The organism is Kitasatospora sp. NPDC088783 (genome assembly GCF_044750705.1).
In the GTDB taxonomy this organism is placed as follows: domain Bacteria; phylum Actinomycetota; class Actinomycetes; order Streptomycetales; family Streptomycetaceae; genus Kitasatospora; species Kitasatospora fiedleri.
Window position 1 is genome coordinate 182,550 of the sequence record NZ_JBIVKJ010000011.1, and the last position, 24,455, is coordinate 207,004.

Genomic DNA, 24,455 nt, shown 5'->3' on the forward strand with positions numbered 1-24,455 from the left:
CACCAGGGGGAACGCGCACAGATGGAAGCACGGAATCCGTTTTTCCTCGACGTCTTCGACGGCCTGGCCGCGAGAATGCCCGACGCCGTCGCGGTCGAGTTCCGCGGCACCCGGCTGACCTACCGCGAACTGGCCGACCGGGCCGGGGCGCTGGCCGCCGAACTGGCCCGGCAGGGGGTGGAGCGGGGCGCCGTGGTCGGCATCGCCACCAGGCCCTCGCTCGACCTCCCGGTGGCCGTCCTCGCCGTGCTGCGCACCGGCGCCGCCTGGCTGCCGCTCGACCCCGCCTACCCGGCCGACCGGCTCGCCCACATGGCCGCCGACGCCCGCCTGGAGCTGGTCGTCGGCGACGCCGGGCTGCCCGGCCCGGCGCCCGTCCCGGACGTCCGGACGATCGACCCGGCGCAGGGCTCCGACCCGGCCGGCCCCCGGGCGGCGGCCGAGGACGGACAACTGGCGTACGTCATCTACACCTCCGGCTCCACCGGCCGCCCCAAGGGCGTGGCCCTGCTCCAGCGCGGCCTGGCCAACCTGATCGCCGCCCAGGCCGAGGCGTTCGGCACCGGCCCCGGCCACCGCGTCCTGCAGTTCGCCCCCACCAGCTTCGACGCCTCGGTGTTCGAGACGGTGATGGCGCTGGCCACCGGCGCCACCCTGGTGCTCGCCCCGCGCGAGGACATCGCCCCCGGCCCCGGGCTCGGCGACTTCCTGCGCGAGCGGCGGATCAGCCACCTCACCGTGCCGCCGTCCGTGCTCGCCACCCTGCCCGACACCGACCTGCCCGACCTGGAGGTGCTGGTCTGCGCCGGCGAGGCGCTCCCCGAGCCGCTCGCCGAACGCTGGCTGCCCGGCCGCCGGATGTTCAACGCCTACGGCCCCACCGAGACCACCGTCTGGGCCACCGTCGCCGAACTCGCCCCCGGCGGCGGCAAGCCGTCGATCGGCCGCGCCATCGCCGGCGCGCACACCGCCGTCGTCGACGGGGAGCTGCGCCCGGTGCCCGACGGCACCCCCGGCGAACTGCTGGTCGGCGGCCTCGGCGTCGCCCGCGGCTACCTGCACCGCCCCGACCTGACCGCCGAGCGCTTCGTCCCCGACCCGGACGGCGGGCGGCCCGACGCGCTGCGCTACCGCACCGGCGACCTGGTGGTCCGCCGCCCGGACGGCGACCTGGAGTTCCTCGGCCGGATCGACCACCAGGTGAAGATCCGCGGCTTCCGGATCGAACCCGACGAGATCGCCCGCCGGCTCGCCGAGCACCCCGACGTCGCCGACAGCGTGGTCACCGCCCCCGACCTGGGCGCCGGACCCCGGCTGGTCGGCTACGCCGCCCCGGCCCCGGGCGCCGTCCTCGACCCCGCGCGGCTGCGCGCCCACCTCGCCGCGCTGCTGCCCGCGCACATGGTGCCCGACACCGTGCTGGTGCTGGAGCGGATGCCGCTCACCCCCAGCGGCAAGATCGACCGCGCGGCGCTGCCGCTGCCGCAGCGCGCCGAACCCCTCGACGCCGGGCAGGCGCCCGCCACGCCCACCGAACGGGCGCTGGCCGCGATCCTCGCCGACCTGCTGGCGGTCGACCGGATCGCCCGCGACGACGACTTCTTCGCGCTCGGCGGCCACTCCCTGCTGGCCGGCCGGCTCGCCTCCCGGGTCCGCTCCGAACTGCACCGCGAACTGCCGCTGCGGCAGATCCACGAGGCCCGCACCGTCGCCGCGATGGCCGCCCACCTCGACTCCCCGGACGCCGCGCCCGCCGTCCCGCGGATCACCGCCGCCGCCGACCGGGCGCTGGGCGTGCCGGTGCCGCTCTCCTTCCCGCAGGAGCGGATCTGGTACCTGGAGGAGCTGGCCCCCGGCAACCTCGCCTACAACGCCCAGGCCACCATCCGGCTGCGCGGCCCGCTCGACCCCGCCGCGCTGAACGCCACACTCACCGAGATCGTCCGCCGGCACGACGTGTTCCGCACCGCCTTCCGCGCCGTCGACGGACAGCCCCGGCAGATCCCGCTCGCCCCGATGGATGTCGACCTGCCGCTGCACGACCTCAGCGACGAGCCCGACGAGGCCGCCCGCGAGAAGCGCGCCGAGGAGATCGTCCGGCGCACCGTCGACGCCCCCTTCGACCTGGCCGCGCCGCCGCTGGCCCGCTGGGTGCTGATCCGGCACACCGCCGAGGACCACACCCTGGTGCACGTCGAGCACCACCTGGTGCACGACGGCTGGTCGTACGCGCTGTTCCTGCACGAGCTCCAGGACATCTACCCGGCGCTCGCCGCGGGCCGCCCCTCCCCGCTGCCCGAGCCGCCGATCGGCTACACCGACTTCTCCCGCTGGCAGCGCGAGTGGCTGCGGGGCGCGGTGCTGGACGGCTACCTCGACCACTGGACCCGCGAACTCGCGGGCGTCCCGGCCGCGTTGGAGCTGGCCACCGACCACCCGCGGCCCGCCGACCAGTCCTTCGCCGGCGCCGCCGTCCGGATCGACCTGCCGTCCGGCCTAGCCCGCGCGCTGCGCAGCCACGCCCGCTCCCGCGGCGTCACCCTGTACACCGCGATGCTCACCGGCTTCGCCGCCCTGATGTCCCGCTACAGCGGCCAGCACGACCTGGTGGTCGGCACCGGCATGGCCAACCGCCGGCTCGCCGAGATCGAGCAGATGATGGGCATGGTCGTGAACACCGTGCCGCTGCGCGTCGACCTCTCCGGCGCCCCCGGCTTCGACCGGCTCGCCCAGCGGGTGCACGCCACCGTCGGCCGCGCCCACCAGTGGCAGGACACCCCGCTGGACCGGCTGGTCGAGGCGCTCGACCTGCCCCGCGACCCGTCCCGCAACCCGCTGTTCCAGGTCATGTTCAGCTTCCACGACTCGCAGCTGCCCGACCTGGAGTTCGCCGGCCTGAGCGGCAGCGTCCTGGAGCGGCACAACGGCTCCGCCAAGACCGACCTGAACGTGGTCGTGCTGCCCCGCGCCGAGCAGCGGGCCGGCCACGGCGTGGCCGACGACGACGCCCCGATCACCCTGATCTGGGAGTACGCCACCGACCTGTTCGAGCCGGAGACCGTCCGCCGGATGGTCGGCCACTACTTCACCCTGCTGGCCGCCGCCCTCGACGACCCCGAACTGCCCTACGACCGGCTCGACCTGCTCCCGGAGGCCGAGCGCCGCCGGGTGCTCGACGCCGCCGCCGGGCCCGCCACCGCCTACGGCGCCGACCGCACCATCGGCGGCCTGTTCGCCGAACAGGCCGCCCGCCACCCGGACAGGACCGCGCTGGTGCACGGCGAGCGCTCCGCCACCTACCGGGAGCTGGACGAGGAGTCCAACCGGATCGCCCACCTGCTGCGGCGGCGCGGCGTCGGCCGGGACACCCCGGTGGGCGTCCTGCTGGAGCGCGGCGACCGGATGGTCACCGCCCTGCTCGCCGTCCTCAAGGCGGGCGGCGGCTACGTGCCGCTCGACCCCGGCTACCCGCGCGAGCGGATCGCCGCGATGCTCGCCGACACCGAGGCCCCCGTGGTGCTCACCCGCGCCGACCTGACCGGCCTGGTCCCGCCGGGCACCGCCGAGCCGCTCGCCCTCGACGCCCTGGCCGAGGAGCTGGCCGCCGCCCCCGCCACCGCCCCCGAGACGGACGCCGCCCCCGACGGCCTCGCCTACGTCCTGTTCACCTCCGGCTCCACCGGCCGCCCCAAGGGCGTGATGGTCGAGCACCGCTCGGTGCTGCGGCTGGTCAGCGCGACGGACTACGTGGCGTTCGGACCGGACGAGTGCTTCCCGCAGATCGCCGACGCCTCCTTCGACGCGCTGACCTTCGAGGTGTGGGGCGCGCTGCTGCACGGCGGCACCCTCGCGGTGATCGACACCGAGGAGGTGCTCACCCCCGGCGGACTCGGCCGGGCCCTGCGCCGGCACGGCGCGACCAGCATGTTCATCACCTCCGCGCTGTTCACCGAGGTGATGGGCACCCACCCCGACACCTTCGCGGGCCTGCGCCACCTGCTGGTCGGCGGCGACGTGCTCAACCTCGCCCGGATCCGCCAGCTGCTGGAGCGCCCGGCCGACGGCCGCCCCGCGCACCTGCTGAACGGCTACGGGCCGACCGAGACCACCACCTTCGCGGTCTGCCACCCGATCCGCGACCTGCCCGCCGCCGCCACCTCGGTGCCGATCGGCCGCCCGATCGCCAACACCACCGGCTACGTGCTCGACCGGCACCTGAACCCCGTCCCGACCGGCGTCCCCGGCGAGCTGTACGTCGGCGGCCCCGGCGTCGCCCGCGGCTACGCCGGCCGGCCCGGACTCACCGCCGACCGCTTCCTGCCCGACCCGTTCGCCGCCGACGGCTCCCGGATGTACCGCACCGGCGACGTGGTCCGCACCCGGCCCGACGGCAGCCTGGACTTCCTCGGCCGGGCCGACCACCAGGTCAAGATCCGCGGCTTCCGGATCGAGCCCGGCGAGGTCGAGGCGGCCCTCGCCGCGCACCCCGCCGTCCGGCAGACCGCCGTCCTGGTCGACGACGCCCCCTCCGGGCGCCGCCTGGTCGCCTACCTGGTCCCGGCCGATGCCCCGCTCCCGGTGGCCGAGCTGCGCGACTTCCTGGCCGCCGCGCTGCCGCCCTACCTGCTGCCCGCCGCGTACGTGCAGCTGCCCGCGATGCCGCTGACCGCCAGCGGCAAGATCGACCGCGCCGCGCTGCCGCCGGTCGGCGACCAGGACCTCGCCGCGGACGACCGGGTCGAGCCCCGCACCGCCACCGAACGGGAGTTGGCCGAGCTGGTCGCCGAACTGCTCGGGGTCGCCGCGGTCGGCGCCACCGACGACTTCTTCGCCCTCGGCGGCAACTCGCTGCTCGCCATGCGCACCGTCGCCCGGGTCAACGAGCTGCACCGCACCGAGGTCCCGCTGCGCCGCTTCCTGCAACTGCCCACGGTCGCCCGGCTGGCCGCCGAGGTGGACGCCGCCCGGGCCGCCGCCGACACCCCGGCCGCCGACGCCGCCGACACCCAGGCCCCGGCCGCCGGCTACGGCGAGGACCTGCTCGACCGGCTCCACGAACTGTCCGACGACGAGGTCGAGGCGCTGCTGCGCGACCTGGCCGAGAACGAGGTAGAGCGATGACGGCCACCACCCCCGACTCCCCGGACGCCCGCCGGGCGCTGCTCGCCGAACGGCTCCGGCAGCGCCTCGCCGAGCAGCACCACCCGCTGTCCTTCCCGCAGCAGCGGCTCTGGTTCCTCGACCAGCTCGACCCGGACAACCCGGTGTACGTGGTGCCGATGGTCCACCGGATCACCGGCCCGCTGGACACCGCGGCGCTGGAGCGCGCGCTGACCGCCGTGGTCCGCCGCCACCAGGTGCTGCGCACCGTGTTCCGCCCGGTCGACGGCGCCCCGCGCCAGTTCGTCCGCCCGGCCGACCCGGTCCCCGTCCCGCTGGTCGACCTGCGCGGCCTGCCCGACCCGCTGGCCGAGGCCGAGCGGCTGGCCGAGGAGGAGGCCCGCCGCCCGTTCGACCTGGAGCAGGACCTGATGGTCCGCCCGCTGCTGCTGCGGCTGGACGCCGAGGAGCACTGGTTCTGCCTGAGCCTGCACCACATCGCCTGCGACGGCTGGTCGCTGGGCCTGCTCTCCGGTGAACTCTCGGCGCTGTACCGGGAGTTCGCCGAGGGCACCGAGGCGGCGCTGCCCGCCCTGGAGACCCAGTACGCGGCCTTCGCCGAACAGCAGCTGGCCCGGCTCGGCGGCGAGCCGCTGGCCGAGGCGCTCGACCACTGGCGCCGCCGCCTGGACGGCGCGCCCGCGCTGGCCACCCTGCCCGCCGACCGGCCCCGGCCGCCGCAGCAGAGCTACGCCGGCGCGCACCTCGACTTCCCGGTCGACCCGGCCACCGCCGACCGGGTGGACGCGCTGGCCCGCGCCTGCGGCGCCACCCCGTTCGCCGTGCTGCTGGCCGCGTTCGCCGCCCTGGCGCACGCCCACACCGGCGGCGAGGAGGTCATCGTCGGCTCGCCGGTGGCGGGCCGCGCCCGCGCCGAACTGCACCCGCTGATCGGCTTCTTCGCCAACACCGTGGTCCAGCGGATCGACGTCTCCGGGAACCCGGCCTTCCGCGACCTGGTGCTGCGCGCCCGGGACGAGAGCCGGGCCGCCGTGGCCCACCAGGACCTGCCGTTCGAGAAGCTGATCGAGGAGCTCAACCCGGTCCGCGACCCGGCCTACAACCCGCTGTTCCAGCTGATGGTCAGCTACCACGAGGGCGGCTCCGACGGCCTCGACCTGCCCGGCTGCACGGTCCGGATGGTGCCCGGCGACACCGCGAGCGCCAAGTTCGACCTGACGCTCAGCCTGACCCGCTCCGGCGAGCGGCTCACCGGGCGGCTGGAGTACGCCACCGACCTGTTCGACGAGGCGACCGCGCAGGCCCTGGCCGCCCAGTTCCGCACCGTGCTGGGCGCGGCCACCGCCGACCCGGACCTGCCGATCGGCCGGCTGCCGGTGCTCTCCGCCGAGGAGACCCGGCGGATCCTGCACGAGTGGAACCCGGCCCCGTCCGCCGCCCCGACGGCCCCGATCCACCGGCTGATCGCCGAGCAGGCCGCCCGCACCCCCGACGCGCCCGCCCTGGTCGCCGCCGCCGACGCCCCCGAACAGGCGATCTGCTACCGGGAGCTGGACGAGCGGGCCGAGCGCCTGGCGGCCCGGCTGCGGGCCCGCGGCGTGGGCCGGGACGTGGTGGTCGGCATCCACCTGGAGCGCTCGCCCGAGCTGGTGGTCGCGCTGCTCGCGGTGCTCAAGGCCGGCGGCGCCTACCTGCCGCTGGACCCGGCCTACCCGGCCGACCGGCTGGCGTTCATGGTCGAGGACTCCGGCACCCCGGTGATCGTCACCAGCGGCCCGCTCGCCCGCCGCCTCGCGGACGGCCCCGCCGCACTGCTGCGGATCGACCAGGACGACCCGGACGACCAGGCCGCTCCGGCCGCTCCGGCCTCCCCGGAGGCCCTGGAGGTCCCGGAGGCCCCGGCCGAGGAGAGCCCCGACCAGCTCGCCTACGTCATCTACACCTCCGGCTCGACCGGCCGCCCCAAGGGCGTGATGCTCACCCACCGCAACGTGCAGACCTTCTTCAGCGGCATCGACCGGATGCTCGACGGCGACCCGCCGGCCGGCTGGCTGGCCGTCACCAGCGTCTCCTTCGACATCTCGGTGCTCGAACTGCTCTGGACGCTGGCCCGCGGCTACCGGGTGGTGCTCCGCGGCGACGAGCCGACCCCGGCCGAGGCCCGCGGCGGCGCCGCGGTCACCGCCGCGGTGCAGACCCGCCCGATCGAGTTCAGCGTGTTCTACTTCGGCGGCGACCAGGGCGGCGACCCGGAGGACGCCTACCGGCTGCTCACCGAGGGCGCCCGGTTCGCCGACCGCAACGGGTTCAGCGCGGTGTGGACGCCCGAACGCCACTTCCACGAGTTCGGCGGCCTCTACCCCAACCCGGCGGTGACCGCCGCCGCCGTCGCCGCGATCACCGAGAACGTCGCGGTGCGGGCCGGCAGCGTGGTGCTGCCGCTGCACGACCCGCTGCGGGTCGCCGAGGAGTGGTCCGTGGTGGACAACCTCTCCGGCGGCCGGGTCGGGATGTCCATCGCCTCCGGCTGGCAGCCCGACGACTTCGTGCTCGCCCCGGAGAAGTACGCCGACCGCAAGAAGGTCATGATGACCGCGCTGGAGGAGGTGCGGCGGCTGTGGCGCGGCGAGCGCACCGTGCGCACCAACGGCGTCGGCGCCGAGACCGAGGTGCGGATCTTCCCCTCCCCGGTCCAGGCCGAACTGCCGGTCTGGGTCACCAGCGCCCGCAGCCCGGAGACCTTCCAGCTGGCCGGCGAGGCCGGCGCGGGCCTGCTCACCCACCTGCTCGGCCACAGCGCCGAACAGCTCGCCCGCAAGATCGAGCTGTACCGGGAGTCCTGGCGGGCCGCCGGCCACCCCGGCGACGGGCACGTCACCCTGATGCTGCACACCTTCGTCGGCACCGACCGGGACGCCGTCCGGGAGACCGTCCGGGCCCCGCTGTGCGCGTACATCAAGTCCTCGCTGGACCTGCTCTCCGGCCTCAGCCAGGCGCTCGGCAGCGACCTCGACCTGCGCGCGCTGCCCGAGGCGGAGCTCGACCAGCTGGTCGAGCGCGCCTTCGAGCGGTTCTTCGAGACCTCCGCGCTGCTCGGCACCCCCGCCGACTGCGCCGACCAGGTCGACCGGATGAAGGCCGTCGGCGTCGACGAGGTCGCCTGCCTGATCGACTTCGGCGTCCCGCACCACGAGGTGCTCGACTCGCTGCCGCTGCTGGCCGAGGCCCGCGAACTCAGCGAGCAGCGCCGCCGCACCGCCCTGGCCGACGAGCCGATCGCCGCCCAGCTGACCCGCCACCGGGCGGCCGCCCTCCAGTGCACCCCGTCGGTGGCCGGCGTGCTCCAGCGCGAACCGGACTCCCGCGCCGCGCTGGCCGGCCTCGACCGGCTGCTGGTCGGCGGCGAGGCGCTGCCGCCCGCGCTGGCCGCCGAACTCGCCGCCCTGCTGCCCGGCCGGGTGCACAACATGTACGGGCCCACCGAGGCCACCGTCTGGGCCACCACCGCGCGGGTCGGCGTCGACGGGCCGGTCGCCATCGGCCGCCCGCTGGCCAACGTCCGCGCCTACGTGGTCGACCCGCACCTGCGGCCGGTCCCGGACCGGGTGCCCGGCGAGCTGCTGCTCGGCGGCCCCGGCATCGCCCGCGGCTACCTCGGCCGGGCCGCGCTCACCGCCGAGCGCTTCGTCCCGGACCCGTTCTCCGGCGAGCCCGGCGCCCGGCTCTACCGCACCGGCGACCTGGTCCGCCGCCGCCCCGACGGCGAACTGGAGTTCCTCGGCCGGCTCGACCACCAGGTCAAGGTGCTCGGCCACCGGATCGAACTCGGCGAGATCGAGGCCGTGCTGGCCGCCCACCCCGAGGTCACCGAGGCGGTCGCCACCGTCCGCGGCAGCGGGGACCACGGCCGGCTGGTCGCCTACTGCGTGCCCGCCGCCCGCGGCGAGGACGCCGAACCGCCGACCGCCGCCGCGCTCAAGGCGCACGCCGCGCTCACCCTGCCCGACTACATGGTCCCCGCCGACCTGGTGCTGCTCGACGCCTTGCCCCGCACCCCCAACGGCAAGGTGGACCGCAACCGGCTGCCCGATCCGCAGGCCCGCCCCGCCACCGCCTACCAGGCCCCCGGCAGCGACCTGGAGCGGCAGGTCGCCGAGGTGTTCGCGGCCGTCCTGCGCGCCGAACGGATCGGCGTCGAGGACAACTTCTTCGAGTCCGGCGGCAACTCGCTGCTCGCCGTCCAGGCCAGGAGCCGGCTCCAGCCGGTCCTCGGCGACACGCTCTCCCTGGTCGACCTGTTCCGCTACCCCACCGTCCGCACCCTGGTCGCCGCCCACGAGGGCGCCGACCGGCGGCGGGCCGAACGGGAGCAGGACATCGAGCAGGTCCGCGAGGCGGCCGGCCGGCGCGCCGCCGCCCTCGCCCGCCAGGCCCGGCTGCGCCGTGATCGGAAGGACGCGCGATGACCAGCCCGCAGCAACCGCAGGCCCCCGAGGAGTACGAGGTCGAGCCGGTCGCCGTGGTCGGCATGGCCTGCCGGGTGCCCGGGGCCGACACCGTCGACGGGTTCTGGCGCAACATGCGCGACGGCGTCGAGTCGATCACCCGCTTCACCCGGGAGGAACTGCTCGCCGCCGGCGTCGACCCGGCCACCGCCGACGACCCCGACTACGTCCCCGCCGCCGGGTACCTCCCGGAGGCCGACGCCTTCGACGCCGCCTTCTTCGGGTTCAACGCCCGCGAGGCGGAGACCATGGACCCGCAGCACCGGGTGTTCTGCGAGACCGCCTGGCAGGCCGTCGAGGACAGCGGCCACGACCCGGCCCGGTTCACCGGGGAGGTCGGCGTGTTCGCCGGCACCTTCATGAACAAGTACCTGATGGCCAACCTCTCCACCAACGCCCGCTTCCAGCGCTCCCCGATGGCCCCCGTCGCCCGGATGTTCAACGACAAGGACTTCCTGGCCACCCGGGTCGCCCACACCATGGACCTCACCGGGCCCGCGCTGACCGTGCAGACCGCCTGCTCCACCTCGCTGGTCGCCACCCACCTGGCCTGCCAGTCGCTGCTCAACTACGAGTGCGACACCGCGCTGGTCGGCGGCGTGGCGATCAACCTGCCGCTGAAGAGCGGCTACCCCGCCGCCGACAGCGGCCTGTTCAGCGCCGACGGCCACTGCCGCCCGTTCGACGCCGACAGCGGCGGCACCGTGCCCGGCAACGGCGCGGTGGTGCTGGTGCTGCGCCGGCTCAGCGAGGCGCTCGCCGACCGCGACCACGTCTACGCGGTGATCCGCGGCTCCGCGATCAACAACGACGGCTCGCTGAAGGCCGGTTACGCGGCGCCCAGCGTCGACGGCCAGTCCCGGGCGGTCGCCGCGGCCCTCGCGGTGGCCGGCGTCGACCCCGCCACCGTCGGCTACGTCGAGACGCACGGCACCGCCACCCGGGTCGGCGACCCGATCGAGGTCACCGCCCTCACCCAGGCGTTCGACTCGCCCGGCACCCGGCCCGGCCAGTGCGCGCTCGGCTCGGTCAAGGCCAACATCGGCCACCTGGACGCCGCGGCCGGCGTCGCCGGACTGATGCGCGCCGCCCTGGCCGTGCACCACGCGGTGATCCCGCCGACCGCCAACTTCACCGCCCCCAACCCCGACCTGGCACTGGAGCGCACCCCGTTCCACGTCCCCGCCGAGGCCGCCGACTGGCACACCGACGGCACCCCGCGCCGGGCCGGCGTCAGCTCCTTCGGCGTCGGCGGCACCAACGCCCACGTCGTCGTCGAGCAGGCCCCCGCCCCCGCCGAGCGCACCGGGCGGGCCCGCGCCTGGCAGCTGCTGCCGCTGTCCGCGCACACCAAGGAGGCCGCCGACCGGGCCGCCGACCGGCTCGCCGACCACCTGGCCGGCCCCGGCGCCGCCGCCCCGCTGGCCGACACCGCCTTCACCCTCCAGGACGGCCGCCGGGCCTTCCCGGTGCGCCGCTTCGCGGTCTGCACCGACCCGGCCGACGCGGTCTCCGTGCTGCGCGGCGCCGAACCCGAGCGGCTCACCACCCGCACCGTCCGCGGCGGCCGCCAGGAGGCGGTGTTCACCTTCCCCGGCGGCGGCATGCAGCACCCCGACATGGGGCTGGACGTCTACCGCTCCGAGGAGGTGTTCCGCGCGGAGGTCGACCGCTGCGCCGCGATCCTCGAACCCCGGCTCGGCTACGACCTGCGCCGACTGCTCTTCCCGTCCGCCTTCACCCCGCTGGAGGGCCGCGAACTGCGCGGCGGCGCCGCCACCATGGGCCGCGACCAGGGCGCCGGGGTGATCTCCTCGCTGTTCACCGTCGAGTACGCGCTGGCCCGGCAGCTGATGGCCTGGGGAGTGCGGCCCGCCGCCCTGCTCGGCCACAGCCTCGGCGAGTACGTCGCGGCCTGCCTGGCCGGGGTGTTCCCGCTGGAGGACGCGCTGGAGATCACGCTGGCCCGCGGCGAGCTGTTCGCCGCCATGGAGCCCGGCCGGATGCTGGTGGTCCAGCAGCCCGAGGCGCTGCTCGCCCCCCGGCTCGGCGCGCGGATCTCGGTCTCCGCCGTCAACGCCCCCGACCTGACCGTGGTCGCCGGGCCGGACGCGGACATCGCCGCGCTGCTCACCGAACTGCGCGCCGAGGGCGTCGACTGCCGCAAGGTCAGCGTCCCGGTCGCCAGCCACTCCTGGATGGTCGAGCCGCACCTGCCCGAGTTCACCCGCCGGGTCTCCGCCCTGACCCTGTCCGCCCCGCGGCTGCCGGTCGTCTCCAGCGTCACCGGCCGCCCGCTGACCGCCGCCGAGGCCACCGACCCCGGCTACTGGGCCCGCCACCTGCGCCAGCCCGTCCGGTACGCCGACGGCCTGCGCACCGCCCTGGACCGGCCCGGCCGGGTCCTGCTGGAGGTCGGCCCGGGCCGGGCGCTCACCGCGCTCGCCGCCGCCCAGCGGCTGGCCCCCGCCCCGGTGGCGATCCCCACCATGGGCCTGCCGCGCGACCCGGTGCCCGACCTGGCGCACCTGGTCACCGCCGTCGGCCGGCTCTGGCAGCAGGGCGTCGAGGTCGACTGGCCGGCCTTCCACGGCCCCGCCGACCCGCGCCGCGTCCCGCTGCCCGGCTACCCGTTCGAGCGCGCCCGGCACTGGGTCGAACCCGGCCGCAGCGCCCTGGCCGAACCCGCCGCCGCCGAACCGGACACCGCCGCCCGGGACACCGGCCTGCACACCGACCCGGACACCGCCGGAACCGCCCCGGCCCAGCCCGACGACGCGCCCCGCACCCCGCGCGAGCTCCAGGTCGCCCGGATCTGGTGCGACCTGCTCGGCCTCGAACGGATCGGCGTCGACGAGGACTTCTTCGACCTCGGCGCGCACTCCCTGATGGTCACCCAGGCCACCCGCCAGCTGCGCCGCTCCGGCATCTCCACGCTCTCCGCCCGGGACGTGCTGCGGGCCTCCTCGGTCGCCGCGCTCGCCGCCCTGGTCGACCGCCTCGCCGACGGCGCCGCCGCGGCCCCGCCGGCCGGCCCGGTGCTGGAGGACGAGGTGCGGCTCGACCCGGCGATCACCGCCGAGGGACTGCCGCCGCTCCAGGACGGCCCGCCGCGCACCGTGCTGCTCACCGGCGCCACCGGCTTCGTCGGCGCGTTCCTCTGCGCCGAGCTGCTGGCGAGCACCGACGCCACCGTGCTCTGCCTGGTCCGGGCCGCCACCGAGGCCGAGGGCGAGGAGCGGCTGCGCGCCGTGCTGGACTCCTACGGCCTGCCGCAGCCCGCCGCCCGCCGGCTGCGGGTGGTCACCGGCGACCTCGCCCAGCCGCTGCTCGGCCTCGGCGCGGAGCGCTTCGCCGCCCTCGCCGAGCAGGTCGACACCGTCCTGCACTGCGGCGCCTGGGTCAACTTCGTCCGCCCCTACCGGGCGCTGAAGGCGTCCAACGTGCTCGGCACCCAGGAGGTGCTGCGGCTGGCCACCACCGCCCGGCTCAAGCCCGTCCACTACGTCTCCACCCTCGCCGTGCTGGCCGGCGCGGTGGTCGGCGGCGCCACCCTGATCCGCGAGGACGACCCGCTGCCGCCGCCGGTCGGCCACGACACCGCGTACAGCCAGAGCAAGTGGGTCGCCGAGGGCCTGATCGCGCTGGCCCGCGAACGCGGCGTCCCGGTCGCCGTGCACCGGGCCGGCGCGGTGCTGCCCGACAGCCGCAACGGCGCCGCCAACAGCGAGGACTACGTCACCAAGGTGATCCAGGGCTGCGTCCAGCTCGGCCTGGCCCCGCTGCGCCGCTACCCGCTGGCGGTCGGCACCGTCGACCACACCGCCCGGCAGGTCGTCCAGCTGCTGGCCGACCCCAAGTCGCCGGGCCGCACCTTCCACACCATCAGCCCCGACACCCTGGAGTGGAACGAGATCTTCGACCGGATCCGGGAGTTCGGCTTCCCGGTCCGCAGCGTCCCGTTCCACGAGTGGCGCGACGCGCTGATCGAACAGGTCGACCGGGACGGCGAGGACAGCGCGCTCGCCCCGCTGATGGCGATGATCGGCGAGACCCCCGACCGGGCGATGCCGGTGATGGACAGCGCCAACACGCTGGCCCTCACCGACCCGCGCACCTGCGCCGCCCCGCCCCTGGACGCCGACTACTTCACCCGGATGCTCGGCTTCTTCGTCCGCCGGCGCCTGCTGCCCGCGCCCGCCGACACCGACGCCGACCGGGACCCGCAACCCACCACCACGGAGAACTGACATGGCCCTGCTCCTGACCGGCGCCACCATGATCGACGGACTCGGCGGCGACCCCGTCGCGCGCGCCTCGGTCCTGGTGGAGGACGACAAGATCGCCGGGATCGGCGTCGACGGCCCGGCCGGGGACGCCGACCTGGTCGACCTCAGCGGCCTCACCCTGCTGCCCGGCCTGATCGACGCCCACGTGCACATCGGCCACTCCAGCGAGATGCGCGCCGTGCTCAACCTGGAGGTCTCGGTCGCCGAACGCGCCGCCGACATCTTCCGCACCCTGCGCGAGACCATCGACGCCGGCTTCACCGCCGTCCGCGACTGCGGCGGCATCGACCACGGCGTGCTGCGCACCGTCGGCCGCGGCCTGGTGCCCGGCCCGCGGATCTGGGCCTCCGCCTCGCCGCTGGTCCAGTGCGGCGGCCACGGCCACCTGGGCTCGCCGTTCGCCCCGCCGGACGACAGCTTCCACTTCCGGGTCCGCGGCCTGACCGCCGTCGGCCGGATCTCGGACGGCTGCGACGAGGTCCGCAAGGCCGCCCGCGAGTGCTTCCGGCAGGGCGCCAGCTTCCTCAAGATGGCCGTCACCGGCGGCGTGGTCTCCATCGCCGACTCCCTCGACGACACCCAGTTCACCGTCGAGGAGATCGCCACCGCCGTCACCGAGGCCAAGGCCCGGCACACCTACGTGACCGTGCACGCCCACAACGTGCACGGCATCCACAACGCGGTCAAGGCCGGCGTGGAGTGCGTCGAGCACGGCACCGGCATCGATGAGGAGACCGCCGCGATGATGGCGGCCGGCCGGGTCAACCTGGTCCCGACCCTGGCCATCGCCAAGGTGCTCGAGGAGAACTTCGACCAGCACGGCCTGCCGCCGCAGATCCGCGAACGGGTCGGCGACACCATGCAGGGCATGATCGACGGCCTGCTCGCCGCCCGCGAGGCCGGCGTGCTGATCGGCTCCGGCTCCGACCTGATCGGCCCCAAGCAGGACCGCCGCGGCCTGGAGATCGCCCTCAAGGCCAAGGTGCTCGGCGCCGCCGAGGCGATCCGCTCGGCCACCTCGGTCAACGCCAGGATCATGCGGGTCGACGACCGGATCGGCTCGATCGAGACCGGCAAGCTGGCCGACCTGATCGCCGTCGACTTCGACCCGCTGGCCGAGCCCGAGCTCTTCGACGACCCCAGCCGGGTGGTCCTGGTGGTCAAGGGCGGCCGGATCGTCAAGGACACCCGCAAGTAGCACCCGACCGCCGGGCGGCCCCGCGCCGCCCGGCCGCGCCGGTGCCCGGTACCCGGTACCCGCACCCGCGACAGGAACCGCACCGGCGGCGGCACCCGCCGCCGCACCCGCGACGAGAGAGGCAGCCCACCGTGTCCGACAGCACGCCCGAGTACCTGGTCGTGGTCAACCACGAGAACCAGCACTCCATCTGGGAGGCCGCCCTGCCGGTCCCCGCCGGCTGGACCCCCGAAGGCTTCACCGGCCCCAAGGAGGACTGCCTGGCCCGCATCGAGGAGGTGTGGACCGACCTGCGCCCGCGCCGCCCGCGCACCCACGCCTGAACACCGTCCCGTCCGGGGGACGGGGGAGGAGACGAGCAGATGGTTGACTGGACGGCCGCGCCCCGGCCACCGCTGGTGATCGGCATCGGAGGCACCGGCAGACCGGACTCGACGACCGAGCGCGCGCTGCGCCTCGCGCTGGACGGCGCCGCCCGGGCCGGCGCCGAGGTGCGGATGTTCGGCGGCGAGGACCTCGGCCGACTGCCGGTGTTCGTCCCCGGCCGCGGCGAACCCACCGCCGCCACCCGGGAGTTCCTCGACCAGGTGGCCCGGGCCGACGGCTTCGTGCTGGCCAGCCCGAGCTACCACGGCGGGGTCGCCGCCCTGGTCAAGAACGCCCTCGACCACCTGGAGGAACTGCGCCACGACCCGCGCCCCTACCTGGACGGCCGGGCGGTCGGCTGCGTGGTCACCGCGGCCGGCTGGCAGACCGGCGGCGGCACCCTGGCCTCGCTGCGGGCCACCGTGCACGCCCTGCGCGGCTGGCCCACCCCGCTCGGCATCACCGTCAACTCGGCCGAGCAGAAGCTGCGCGACGACGGCACCGAGGCCGACCGGCGCTGCCTCGAACAGCTCGCCCTGGTCGGCCGCCAGGTCGCCGAGTTCGCGCTCGGCCGCTCCTTCGCCCCCCGGGCCGCGGCGGGAGCCGCCCGATGAGCACCGAGACCGCGGCCCCGGCGGCGACCGAGACCCCGGCCGCCGCCGCACCCGCCGCGCCCGCCGTCACCGCCCCCGCCGCCGCCCCCGCCGGGCGGCCGACCACCGCGCAGCGGATCGCCGAGCACCTGGCCCGCCGCGAGGAGGCCCGCCGCCCCGGCTCGCCGCGGGCCGCCCGCCGCCGCCGGGCGCTGGGCAAGTTCACCGCCCGGGAGCGGATCGAGCTGCTGCTCGACCCCGGCTCCTTCCTGGAGACCGACCCGCTGGTGCGCCACCGCTCCACCAACTTCGGCCTGGAGGCCAACCGCCCGGCGGGCGACGGCGTGGTCACCGGGACGGGCACCGTCGACGGCCGCCCGATCTGCGTCTACGCCCAGGACGTCACCTCGCACAACGGCAGCGTCGGCGAGATGTTCGGCGTCAAGGTCGGCAAGCTGCTCGACCTGGCCCTGCAGACCGGCTGCCCGGTGGTCGGCATCAACGACTCCAGCGGGGCCCGGCTCCAGGAGGGCGTGCTCGCGCTGGCCGCCTACGGCCAGGTGGCCCGCCGGGTGGTGACCGCCTCCGGGGTGATCCCGCAGATCTCGGTGATCATGGGCGTCTGCGCGGGCGGCGCGGTCTACACCCCGGCCGCCACCGACTTCGTGGTGATGGTCGAGCGGACCTCGCACATGTTCGTCACCGGCCCGGACGTGATCCGCTCGGTGACCGGCGAGAGCGTCGGCCTGGAGGAGCTCGGCGGCGCCGCCGTGCACGCCCGCCGCACCGGAAACGCCCACTACATGGCCACCGACGAGGAGGACGCCCTCCTCTACGTCAAGGAGCTGCTCTCCTTCCTGCCGAGCAACAACTGCGTGGACCCGCCGGTCTTCCCGGCCCCCGAGGTGTCGGAGGTGACCGCCGCCGACCTGGAGCTGGACGCCGTGATGCCGGACGCGGTGGAGCAGGCGTACGACATGGCCGAGGTGCTCGACCGGATCCTCGACGACGGCGAACTGCTGGAGGTGCACCCGGAGTTCGCCCCGAACATCCTGTGCGGCTTCGCCCGGATCGAGGGCCGCAGCATCGGCGTGGTCGCCAACCAGCCCAAGTTCCTGGCCGGTTCGCTGGACATCGACGCGGCCGAGAAGGCGGCCCGCTTCGTCCGCTTCTGCGACGCCTTCAACCTGCCGATCCTCACCCTGGTCGACGTGCCCGGCTTCCTGCCCGGCACCGTGCAGGAGTACGCCGGCATCATCCGGCGCGGTGCCAAACTGGGCTTCGCCTACATCGAGTCGACCGTCCCCAAGGTCACCGTGATCGTCCGCCGGGCCTACGGCGGCGGCTACGCGGTGATGGGCTCCAAGGAGCTCGGCGCCGACCTGTGCCTGGCCTGGCCCACCGCCGAGATCGGCGTGATGGGCGCCCGCGGCGGCGTCGACGTGCTGTTCCACCAGCGGATCGCCGCCGCCGACGACCCGGAGGCGGCCCGCCGCGAACTCACCGAGGAGTACGAACGGACCGTCATCAGCCCGTACGTGGCCGCCGAGCACGGCTGCATCGACGACGTGATCACCCCGTCCGAGACCAGGGTCTCGGTCATCAAGGCCCTGCGCGCACTGCGCACCAAGCGAATGGCGCCGCCGTACAAGAAGCACAGCAACATTCCGCTCTGAGGGGGGAGTTGTGGGCGAGCCGCGGAGGAAGCAGCGGGCCTGTTCGGCACGGCGCCGTGCCGAACAGGCCCTGAACGCCAGACTGGAGACCTTCATCCAGCAGATCGCCGGCCTGCCGCCCGGTGCGCTAGGCCCGGTCCCCGGAGGAGGTCCCGACCCGGGGCCGGTCCACGGGCACCGGATCCCCCTCCAGCCGTTCGCGAGTGATGATCGCCGAGACCGCCGCCCGGTTGGCCACGCCCAGCTTCGCGAAGACGTTGGACAGGTGCATCTCCACGGTCTTCTCGGAGATGTGCAGGCACTTGGCGATCTGACGGTTGGTCAGGCCGTCGCCGAGCAGCCCGGCGATCTGGCGCTCCCGGCCGGTCAGCGCGGTGACCGTCCGCTCTGAGTCGCCCGGTCTGGTCCGGGGCGCCCCGGCCGCCAGCCGGCGGCGCTCCGAACGGGCGGCCCGGGCCAGCACCGGGGCGCCGAGCTGGTTCAGCGCCGACTCGGCGGACTTCAGCTCCCGCCCGGCCTCCTCGTGCCGGCCCTGCTGCCACAGCGCCGCCCCCAGCACCACCCGGGCCCGCAGCGCGTCCAACGACCGGCCGGCCAGCTCCAGGCCCTGCACGGCCTGCTGCGCGGTCGGCACCGCGTCCTCCCGCTGACGGGCCAACAGCACGTGCGCGCGGGCGAGTTCGGCCAACGCGTAGCGGCCGGGCTTGTCCAGCCGGGCCGCCGCCGCCCAGGCCCGGTCGGCCCAGACCCGGGCCGCCTCGGGCTGCCCCAGGGCCAGCTCGGCCCGGGTCAGCAGCTCGTACCAGGCGACCCGGCTGCCCGCGTCGGCCTGCGGCAGGTCGGGCCCGCCGGCCTTCGCGATCAGCGCCAGGCAGCTCTCGGCGTCCCCGTTCAGCAGCTTCGCCTCGGACAGCGCCCGCAGCGCCATCATCTCCTTCCACCCGCCCGCCGACCGGGGCGGCTGCACGGTGGCCTTGCCGGCACTGGTCAGCGCCTCCACCCGGCGGCCCTGCGCGATGTCCACGTACGCCAGGATCGCGTACGAGTTGACCAGCGCCTCCGGGCTGCCGGACAGCTCGGCCAGGTACACCGCGTGCTCCGCGGTGGAGCGCGCCTCGGCCAGCCGGGCCCGCTCGCACAGCACGTACGCCTGCCCGGCCAGCAGGTGCGGCAGGAACAGCCGCGAACCGGACCGGGTGGCGAACTCGGCACCCTTGTGGAAGTGCCGCAGCGCGTCGTTCCAGCGCTCCAGCAGCACGCCGCTCCAGCCGATCCACACGGTGGCGTCCAGGCTCTGCGCCAACTCGCTGTCCAGCATGCTGTCCAGCGTCGCGGTGGCGCTCGCGTGGTGGTCCAGCGCGGGCGCCGGCCGGCCGACCGCGCTGGCGGCCATCGCCATCACGCCCAGCGCGGAGGCCTGCAACGGCCGGTGCCGGAGCTGGGCGGCGATGGTCAGCACCTCCTCGGCGGCCCGGTAGGCGCCGTCCGGGTCGCCGCGGTGCAGCAGCCCGGTGGACACCTCGAACTTGAGCATCGCGCAGGCCGGGGTGACCTCCTCGCCGAGCGCCTCCAGCTCGCGGTGCAGCAGCGCGGCGGTCTCCTCCGGGCGGCCCAGCAGCCGCTGCACCTTGGCGACCGAGGCGACCGCGACGGCGTGCTCGGCCAGGTCCCCGGTGGGGAGCATCTCCAGGGCCTGGTGCATCAGGTGGCGGGAGTCCAGCAGCCGCCCGGACAGCGCCTGCGCCTCGGCCAGTTGCAGCATCAGCCGGCCCCGCTGCGGGTCGTGCCCGGGCCCCTGCGGCAGCGCGTGCAGCGCGGTGGTGAGCCAGGCGCAGGTGGCGTCCGGGTCGTCCAGCGAGACGGCCCGGGCGGCGCTCTCCAGCAGGCCGATCGCCTCCTGGTCGCCGTAGGCGGTGCACTGCTCGACGTGCGGGGCCCGCTCCATCGCGGACGCCCCGCGGGCGCACAGCGCCGCGTCGGCCCGGCCGTGCATGCCGACCCGCCAGCTCAGTTCGCTGTTGTGGTAGACCGAGCGGCGCACCACCGGGTGCCGGAAGGCGAAGTACTGGCCGGGGACGACCGGCCGGATCAGGTCGCGCCGGATCAGCTCGCCGATCGCCATCAGCACCGTCGCCGACGACAGGCCGAGCAGCTCGGCGACCAGGCCCACCTCGAACTCGTCGCCCAGCACCGCCGCGGTCTCCGCCACGCCGCGGGTCTCCGGGGCCAGCGGGGCGATCTCCTTGTCGAAGGCCGCGTAGCAGTCCGAGCGGGACGGCTGCGGGGTCAGGCCGCCGTCCAGCGGGGCGGTCGAGACCGCCTGCTCGGCCAGCAGCACCTTCAGGTACTCGGGGTTGCCGCCGCTCTCCCGGTGCAGCCGGCGGCGGGTGACCGAGGTGGCCACCCCGGCCAGCAGTTCGTCGTAGTCCTGCTCCAGCAGCGGTTCCAGGTGGAGGTGCTCGACCGGCATCTCCTTGGCCCGGCCGCCCAGGGCCCGCAGCAGCGCGCCGGTGTTCTGCCGGTCGCGGTACCCGAGGACGAACAGCGTCGACGGCCGGGGCGGGTGCCGTAACAGGTCGGCCAGGGTCTCGACGGACTGCGGGTCGGCCATGTGCAGGTCGTCCATCACCAGGACCAGCGGGCCCGGCGGGTAGGCGTCCAGCGACCTGCGCACCACCTGGCCGCCCGAGACCCCGGAGAGCCCGGGCAGCTCCTCCAGCCCGGTCATGCCCTCCGCGAAGGTGCCCAGCGGGATCTCCGAACGCTCCTCCGCGGTACGGAAACTGAGCACCACGGCCTCCGCGGCGCGGGCGGTCCGGGAGAACTCGCCCAGCACCGTGCTCCGGCCCACGCCGGCGTCGCCGGTCACCTTGACCAGGGCCGTGCCCCCCCGGGCCAGCAGCCGGTCCAACGCCCCGCCCAGCGCCTCCAGCACCCGGCCGCGCCCCACCAGGGGACCGCCGTTCCGGGCCTGTGCCGGCTCCGCCCCGGCCACCGACCGACCGACGTTGGTTCGTCGGCGCCGGTGATCGTTCCCTGTGCTGCTCATACGACTCTCCCCGTAGGTCGTTTCGGCCACGTCGATCGAGCGCCTCCCGGTCCGTTCCGGCGGTCCGCACCTCCGGCACGGGAGGGAACCCCAGGGTTCACCGGACCCGGGAACTCCGTACCCCAGGGTAATCCCCACTGCCCCGCCGCACAGGGTTGATCCAGACTTGACGCGTACTCGGGCTGCCCTCGGCAGCGCGGCCGTGACCGCCCGGCCAGCCTTTCCCTGGAGGGGAACTCGTGAGCACTCGCATGTACGCACTCCCGGTCGAACAGACGAGGTGGGAGGTCCCCGGTGGCGCCACCACGGTCTTCGACTGGGAGTACGACGAAGGCCGTGACCGCCTGCTCAACCTGTACGAGAAGGGCAAGCAGAAGCAGTGGGACGCCGCCGACCGCCTCGACTGGTCCATCGAGGTCGACGTCAACGACCCGATGGGCGTCCCGGAGCAGACCATCGCGATCTACGGCTCCCGGGTCTGGGACAAGCTCAGCCAGGCCGAACGCGGCACCGTGCGCCACCACTTGACGGCCTGGCAGTTCTCCCAGTTCCTGCACGGCGAGCAGGGCGCGCTGATCTGCTCCTCGAAGATCGTCCACACCGTGCCCGACCTGGACTCCAAGTTCTACGCGGCGACCCAGGTGATGGACGAGGCCCGGCACGTCGAGGTCTACTCCCGCTACCTGCGCGAGAAGCTCCAGCTCGCCTACCCGATCAACCCCGGCCTCAAGGCCCTGCTGAACGACGTCATCTCCGACTCCCGTTGGGACATGACCTACCTCGGCATGCAGGTGCTGATCGAGGGCCTCGCGCTGGCCGCCTTCGGCCTGATCCGCGACACCGCCACCGAGCCGCTCGCCCAGGCCCTCAACACCTACGTCATGCAGGACGAGGCCCGCCACGTCGCCTTCGGCCGGCTCGCGCTGCGCGACTACTACCCGCACCTCACCTCCGCCGAGCGGGCCGAGCGCGAGGAGTTCTGCACCGAGGCCTGCCACCTGATGCGGCAGCGGTTCATCGGCGAGGAGGTCTGGCGCAACCTCGACGTCGACGCCGACGAGTGCATGGAGTTCATGAAGAACTCGGTGCACTTCAAGACCTTCCAGAGCCACCTGTTCTCCCGCATAGTGCCGACCCTCAAGGACATCGGCCTGTTCGGCGACAAGATGCGGGCGACCTTCGCCGACATCGGCATCATCGGCTACGAGAACCACGACATCGAGTCGCTGATGGAACAGGACGAGAAGATCGCCGGCGACCTCGACCGGGCCCGCATCCTCCAGGTCGAACAGGCCATCAAGCTCGGTGCGCGCGAAGAGGACTGACCGCGCGCCACCCCCGGGGGCCGACCGCCCCGCCCGCGTCCACGACACAGGAGTACCAAGCAGTGACGACGCCCGCACCCACCCGCACCGCGCGGGAGTACCGGCTGGTGACCCTGACGGCGTCGGGAGGAACCTTCCTCGCGATGCTCGACTCGACCGTCACCAACCTGGCCGTTCCCAAGCTCCACCACGACTTCCCGGCCGCGTCGCTGACACAGCTCTCCTGGGTCATCACCGGGTACGCGGTCATGTTCGCCGCGCTGCTGGCCCCCGCGGGCCGGCTCGCCGACGTGCTCGGCCGACGCCGCCTGTTCGTCTTCGGCATCGGCGCCTTCACCGTCGCCTCGCTGCTCTGCGCCCTCGCCCCGAACATCCCGGTGCTGATCGGCATGCGGATGCTCCAGGGCATCGGTGCGGCGGCGATGATCCCCGCCTCGCTCGCCATCCTGCTGCTCGACGGCCCGGCCGACGGCCGGGTCAAGTCGATCGGCCTGTGGAGCGCGGCCTCCGCGCTGGCCGCCGCCGTCGGCCCGACCGTCGGCGGCATCCTGGTCGACCAGCTCGGCTGGCGCTCGGTGTTCTACATCAACCTGCCCTTCGGCATCCTGCTCACCGTCTCGGCGCTGCGCCTGCTCGCCCCGGCCCCCCGCCCGGAGGGCTCCCGGCTGCCCGACCCGCTGGGCACCGTGCTGATGGCGGTCGGCGTCGGCCTGCTCACCCTCGGCGTCACCGAGGGCGTGACCTGGGGCTGGCTGTCCGTCAAGACCGTCGTGGTGCTGGTGGCCGGCCTGGCCGCCCTCGCCCTGGCGCTGCTGCGCTCCACCAGCCACCCGGTGCCCGCCGTCGAGATGCCGCTGTTCCGCAACGGGGGCTTCGCCGCCACCAACGTGGTCTCGCTGCTCTACGGCATGGCCCAGTACCCGTGGCTGCTGGTCGGCGTGCTCTACATCACCGACCTGTGGCAGTACTCCGAGATGGAGGCCGGCCTGGCGATGACCCCCGGCGCCATCTTCGCCTCCGTCGCGGCCCTCAACATGGGCAAGATCGCCCCGAAGATCGGCGGCCCGCGCGGCGTCACCCTGCTCGGCCTGGTGGCGATCCTGGCCTGCGGCTTCCTGATGATCTTCGGCCTCACCAGCCACGCCGCCTTCCTCGCGCTCTGGCTGCCGGCCGGCTTCATCGTCGGCATCGGCATGGGCGCCACCACCATGGGCACCTCCAGCGCCGCCGCGTTCTCCGCCCCGCCGACCAAGTTCGCGGTCGGCAGCGGCGTCAACACCACCTCCCGGCAGTTCGGCGGCGCCCTCGGCATCGCCGCCCTCGCCGTCATCATGCAGAACAGCGCCACCGCGGACGGCGGCCACACCCTGGACTCCTACCGCAACGTCTACATCTTCTGCACCGTGGTGGTCGCCCTGGCCCTGGTGGTCAGCTTCATCTGGCTGAAACTGACCCCGCCGGCCGCCCCGGCCCCCGCCGCCCCGGCCGCGCCCGCCGGTGACAAGGCCAAGGAGGGCGCCCGGTGACGACCGCCCCCGGCGGTCCGAGCGGCGCGGTCGCGCCGGTGGCCCTGGTCACCGGCGCGACCCGCGGCCTGGGCCGGGAGATCGCCCGGCAGCTGGCCGAACGCGGTTACACCGTGTTCGCCGCCGCCCGCGACGAGGAGCGCGGCCGGCGGACGGCCGCCGAACTGGCCGCCGCCGGCGACGTCCGCCCGCTGCGGCTCGACGTCACCGACCACGACTCGGTCCGGGCCGCCGCCGGGACGGTCGCCGCCGAGTCCGACCGGCTCGACCTGCTGGTCAACAACGCCGGCATCACCGGCATCCCGCGCGGCACCCTGCGCCCGGTCGAGGACCTGACCGTCGACGACCTGCGCGCCGTCCTGGAGACCAACCTGGTCGGCCCGTTCGCGGTCACCCAGGCCCTGCTCCCGCTGCTGCGCAAGGCGTCCGGCCGGGTGGTCAACCTGACCAGCTCGCTCGCCACCTTCGCCCGCACCGGCCCCGGCACCGCGCCCGGCCGCCCCGACCTGCTCCCCTACAACGTCTCCAAGGCCGGCCTGAACATGGCCACCGTGCTCTACGCGGCCGCCCTCCGCGACAGCGGCGTCACCGTCCACGCGGTCTCCCCGGGCTTCGTCGCCACCGACATGAACAACCACACCGGCACCAGGACCGTCGAGGAGGGCGCCGCCGCCGTCCTGAGCCTGGCCACCGCCCCGGCCGACGAACTCCCCGACCGCTCCTTCCTCACCGAGGGCGGCCCCATCCCCTGGTGAACGGCCACCCCCCGGTGTCCGGAGCGGCGGCTCCGACCCCCGCCCCGGACAC

Annotated in this window: 11 protein-coding genes; 10 read left to right on the forward strand and 1 reads right to left on the reverse strand. The window is 75.0% G+C overall.

Annotated features, from left to right (window positions below):
- Window positions 1-21: 21 nt before the first annotated feature.
- The 7 genes from ACIP60_RS27780 to ACIP60_RS27810 all read left to right on the forward strand — a co-directional run bounded on the left by ACIP60_RS27780 (window position 22) and on the right by ACIP60_RS27810 (window position 17,748).
- Window positions 22-5,121 carry an amino acid adenylation domain-containing protein gene (locus ACIP60_RS27780; protein WP_400689073.1) on the forward strand — a complete coding sequence of 1,700 codons (5,100 nt, stop codon included), beginning with the start codon at window positions 22-24 and terminating at the stop codon, window positions 5,119-5,121.
- On the forward strand, window positions 5,118-9,587 hold the full coding sequence (locus ACIP60_RS27785; protein WP_400689076.1) for a MupA/Atu3671 family FMN-dependent luciferase-like monooxygenase: 4,470 nt from the start codon (window positions 5,118-5,120) through the stop codon (window positions 9,585-9,587). The genes ACIP60_RS27780 and ACIP60_RS27785 overlap by 4 nt, the downstream gene beginning before the upstream one ends.
- The gene (locus ACIP60_RS27790; protein ID WP_400689079.1) at window positions 9,584-13,876 is read left to right on the forward strand and encodes a type I polyketide synthase; all 4,293 of its coding nucleotides are present in this window, start codon (window positions 9,584-9,586) and stop codon (window positions 13,874-13,876) included. The genes ACIP60_RS27785 and ACIP60_RS27790 overlap by 4 nt, the downstream gene beginning before the upstream one ends.
- A 1-nt stretch (window position 13,877) precedes the next feature.
- Complete coding sequence (locus tag ACIP60_RS27795; RefSeq protein ID WP_400689082.1) at window positions 13,878-15,113, forward strand: amidohydrolase family protein; 1,236 nt, start codon at window positions 13,878-13,880, stop codon at window positions 15,111-15,113.
- A gap of 131 nt (window positions 15,114-15,244) precedes the next feature.
- On the forward strand, window positions 15,245-15,436 hold the full coding sequence (locus tag ACIP60_RS27800) for an MbtH family protein (RefSeq protein WP_100835537.1): 192 nt from the start codon (window positions 15,245-15,247) through the stop codon (window positions 15,434-15,436).
- A 39-nt stretch (window positions 15,437-15,475) separates the two neighbouring features.
- Window positions 15,476-16,093 carry an NADPH-dependent FMN reductase gene (locus tag ACIP60_RS27805; RefSeq protein ID WP_400689086.1) on the forward strand — a complete coding sequence of 206 codons (618 nt, stop codon included), beginning with the start codon at window positions 15,476-15,478 and terminating at the stop codon, window positions 16,091-16,093.
- Window positions 16,090-17,748, forward strand: coding sequence for an acyl-CoA carboxylase subunit beta (locus tag ACIP60_RS27810; RefSeq protein ID WP_400689089.1), 1,659 nt, complete (start codon window positions 16,090-16,092; stop codon window positions 17,746-17,748). Before ACIP60_RS27805 ends, ACIP60_RS27810 begins: the two co-directional genes overlap by 4 nt.
- Before the next feature lie 127 nt (window positions 17,749-17,875).
- On the opposite strand, the gene ACIP60_RS27815 is transcribed toward ACIP60_RS27810, so the two are convergent.
- On the reverse strand, window positions 17,876-20,797 hold the full coding sequence (locus ACIP60_RS27815; protein ID WP_400689092.1) for a LuxR C-terminal-related transcriptional regulator: 2,922 nt from the start codon (window positions 20,795-20,797) through the stop codon (window positions 17,876-17,878).
- A gap of 239 nt (window positions 20,798-21,036) precedes the next feature.
- Here ACIP60_RS27815 and ACIP60_RS27820 point away from each other — a divergent pair, with 239 nt between their 5' ends.
- The 3 genes from ACIP60_RS27820 to ACIP60_RS27830 all read left to right on the forward strand — a co-directional run bounded on the left by ACIP60_RS27820 (window position 21,037) and on the right by ACIP60_RS27830 (window position 24,403).
- Complete coding sequence (locus tag ACIP60_RS27820; protein ID WP_282205262.1) at window positions 21,037-22,122, forward strand: ferritin-like domain-containing protein; 1,086 nt, start codon at window positions 21,037-21,039, stop codon at window positions 22,120-22,122.
- 62 nt (window positions 22,123-22,184) lie between these two features.
- Window positions 22,185-23,648 (forward strand): DHA2 family efflux MFS transporter permease subunit, encoded by a 1,464-nt coding sequence (locus ACIP60_RS27825; RefSeq protein ID WP_400689095.1) that lies wholly within the window; start codon window positions 22,185-22,187, stop codon window positions 23,646-23,648.
- On the forward strand, window positions 23,645-24,403 hold the full coding sequence (locus tag ACIP60_RS27830) for an SDR family NAD(P)-dependent oxidoreductase (RefSeq protein WP_400689098.1): 759 nt from the start codon (window positions 23,645-23,647) through the stop codon (window positions 24,401-24,403). The genes ACIP60_RS27825 and ACIP60_RS27830 overlap by 4 nt, the downstream gene beginning before the upstream one ends.
- The last annotated feature ends 52 nt before the right edge of the window (window positions 24,404-24,455 follow it).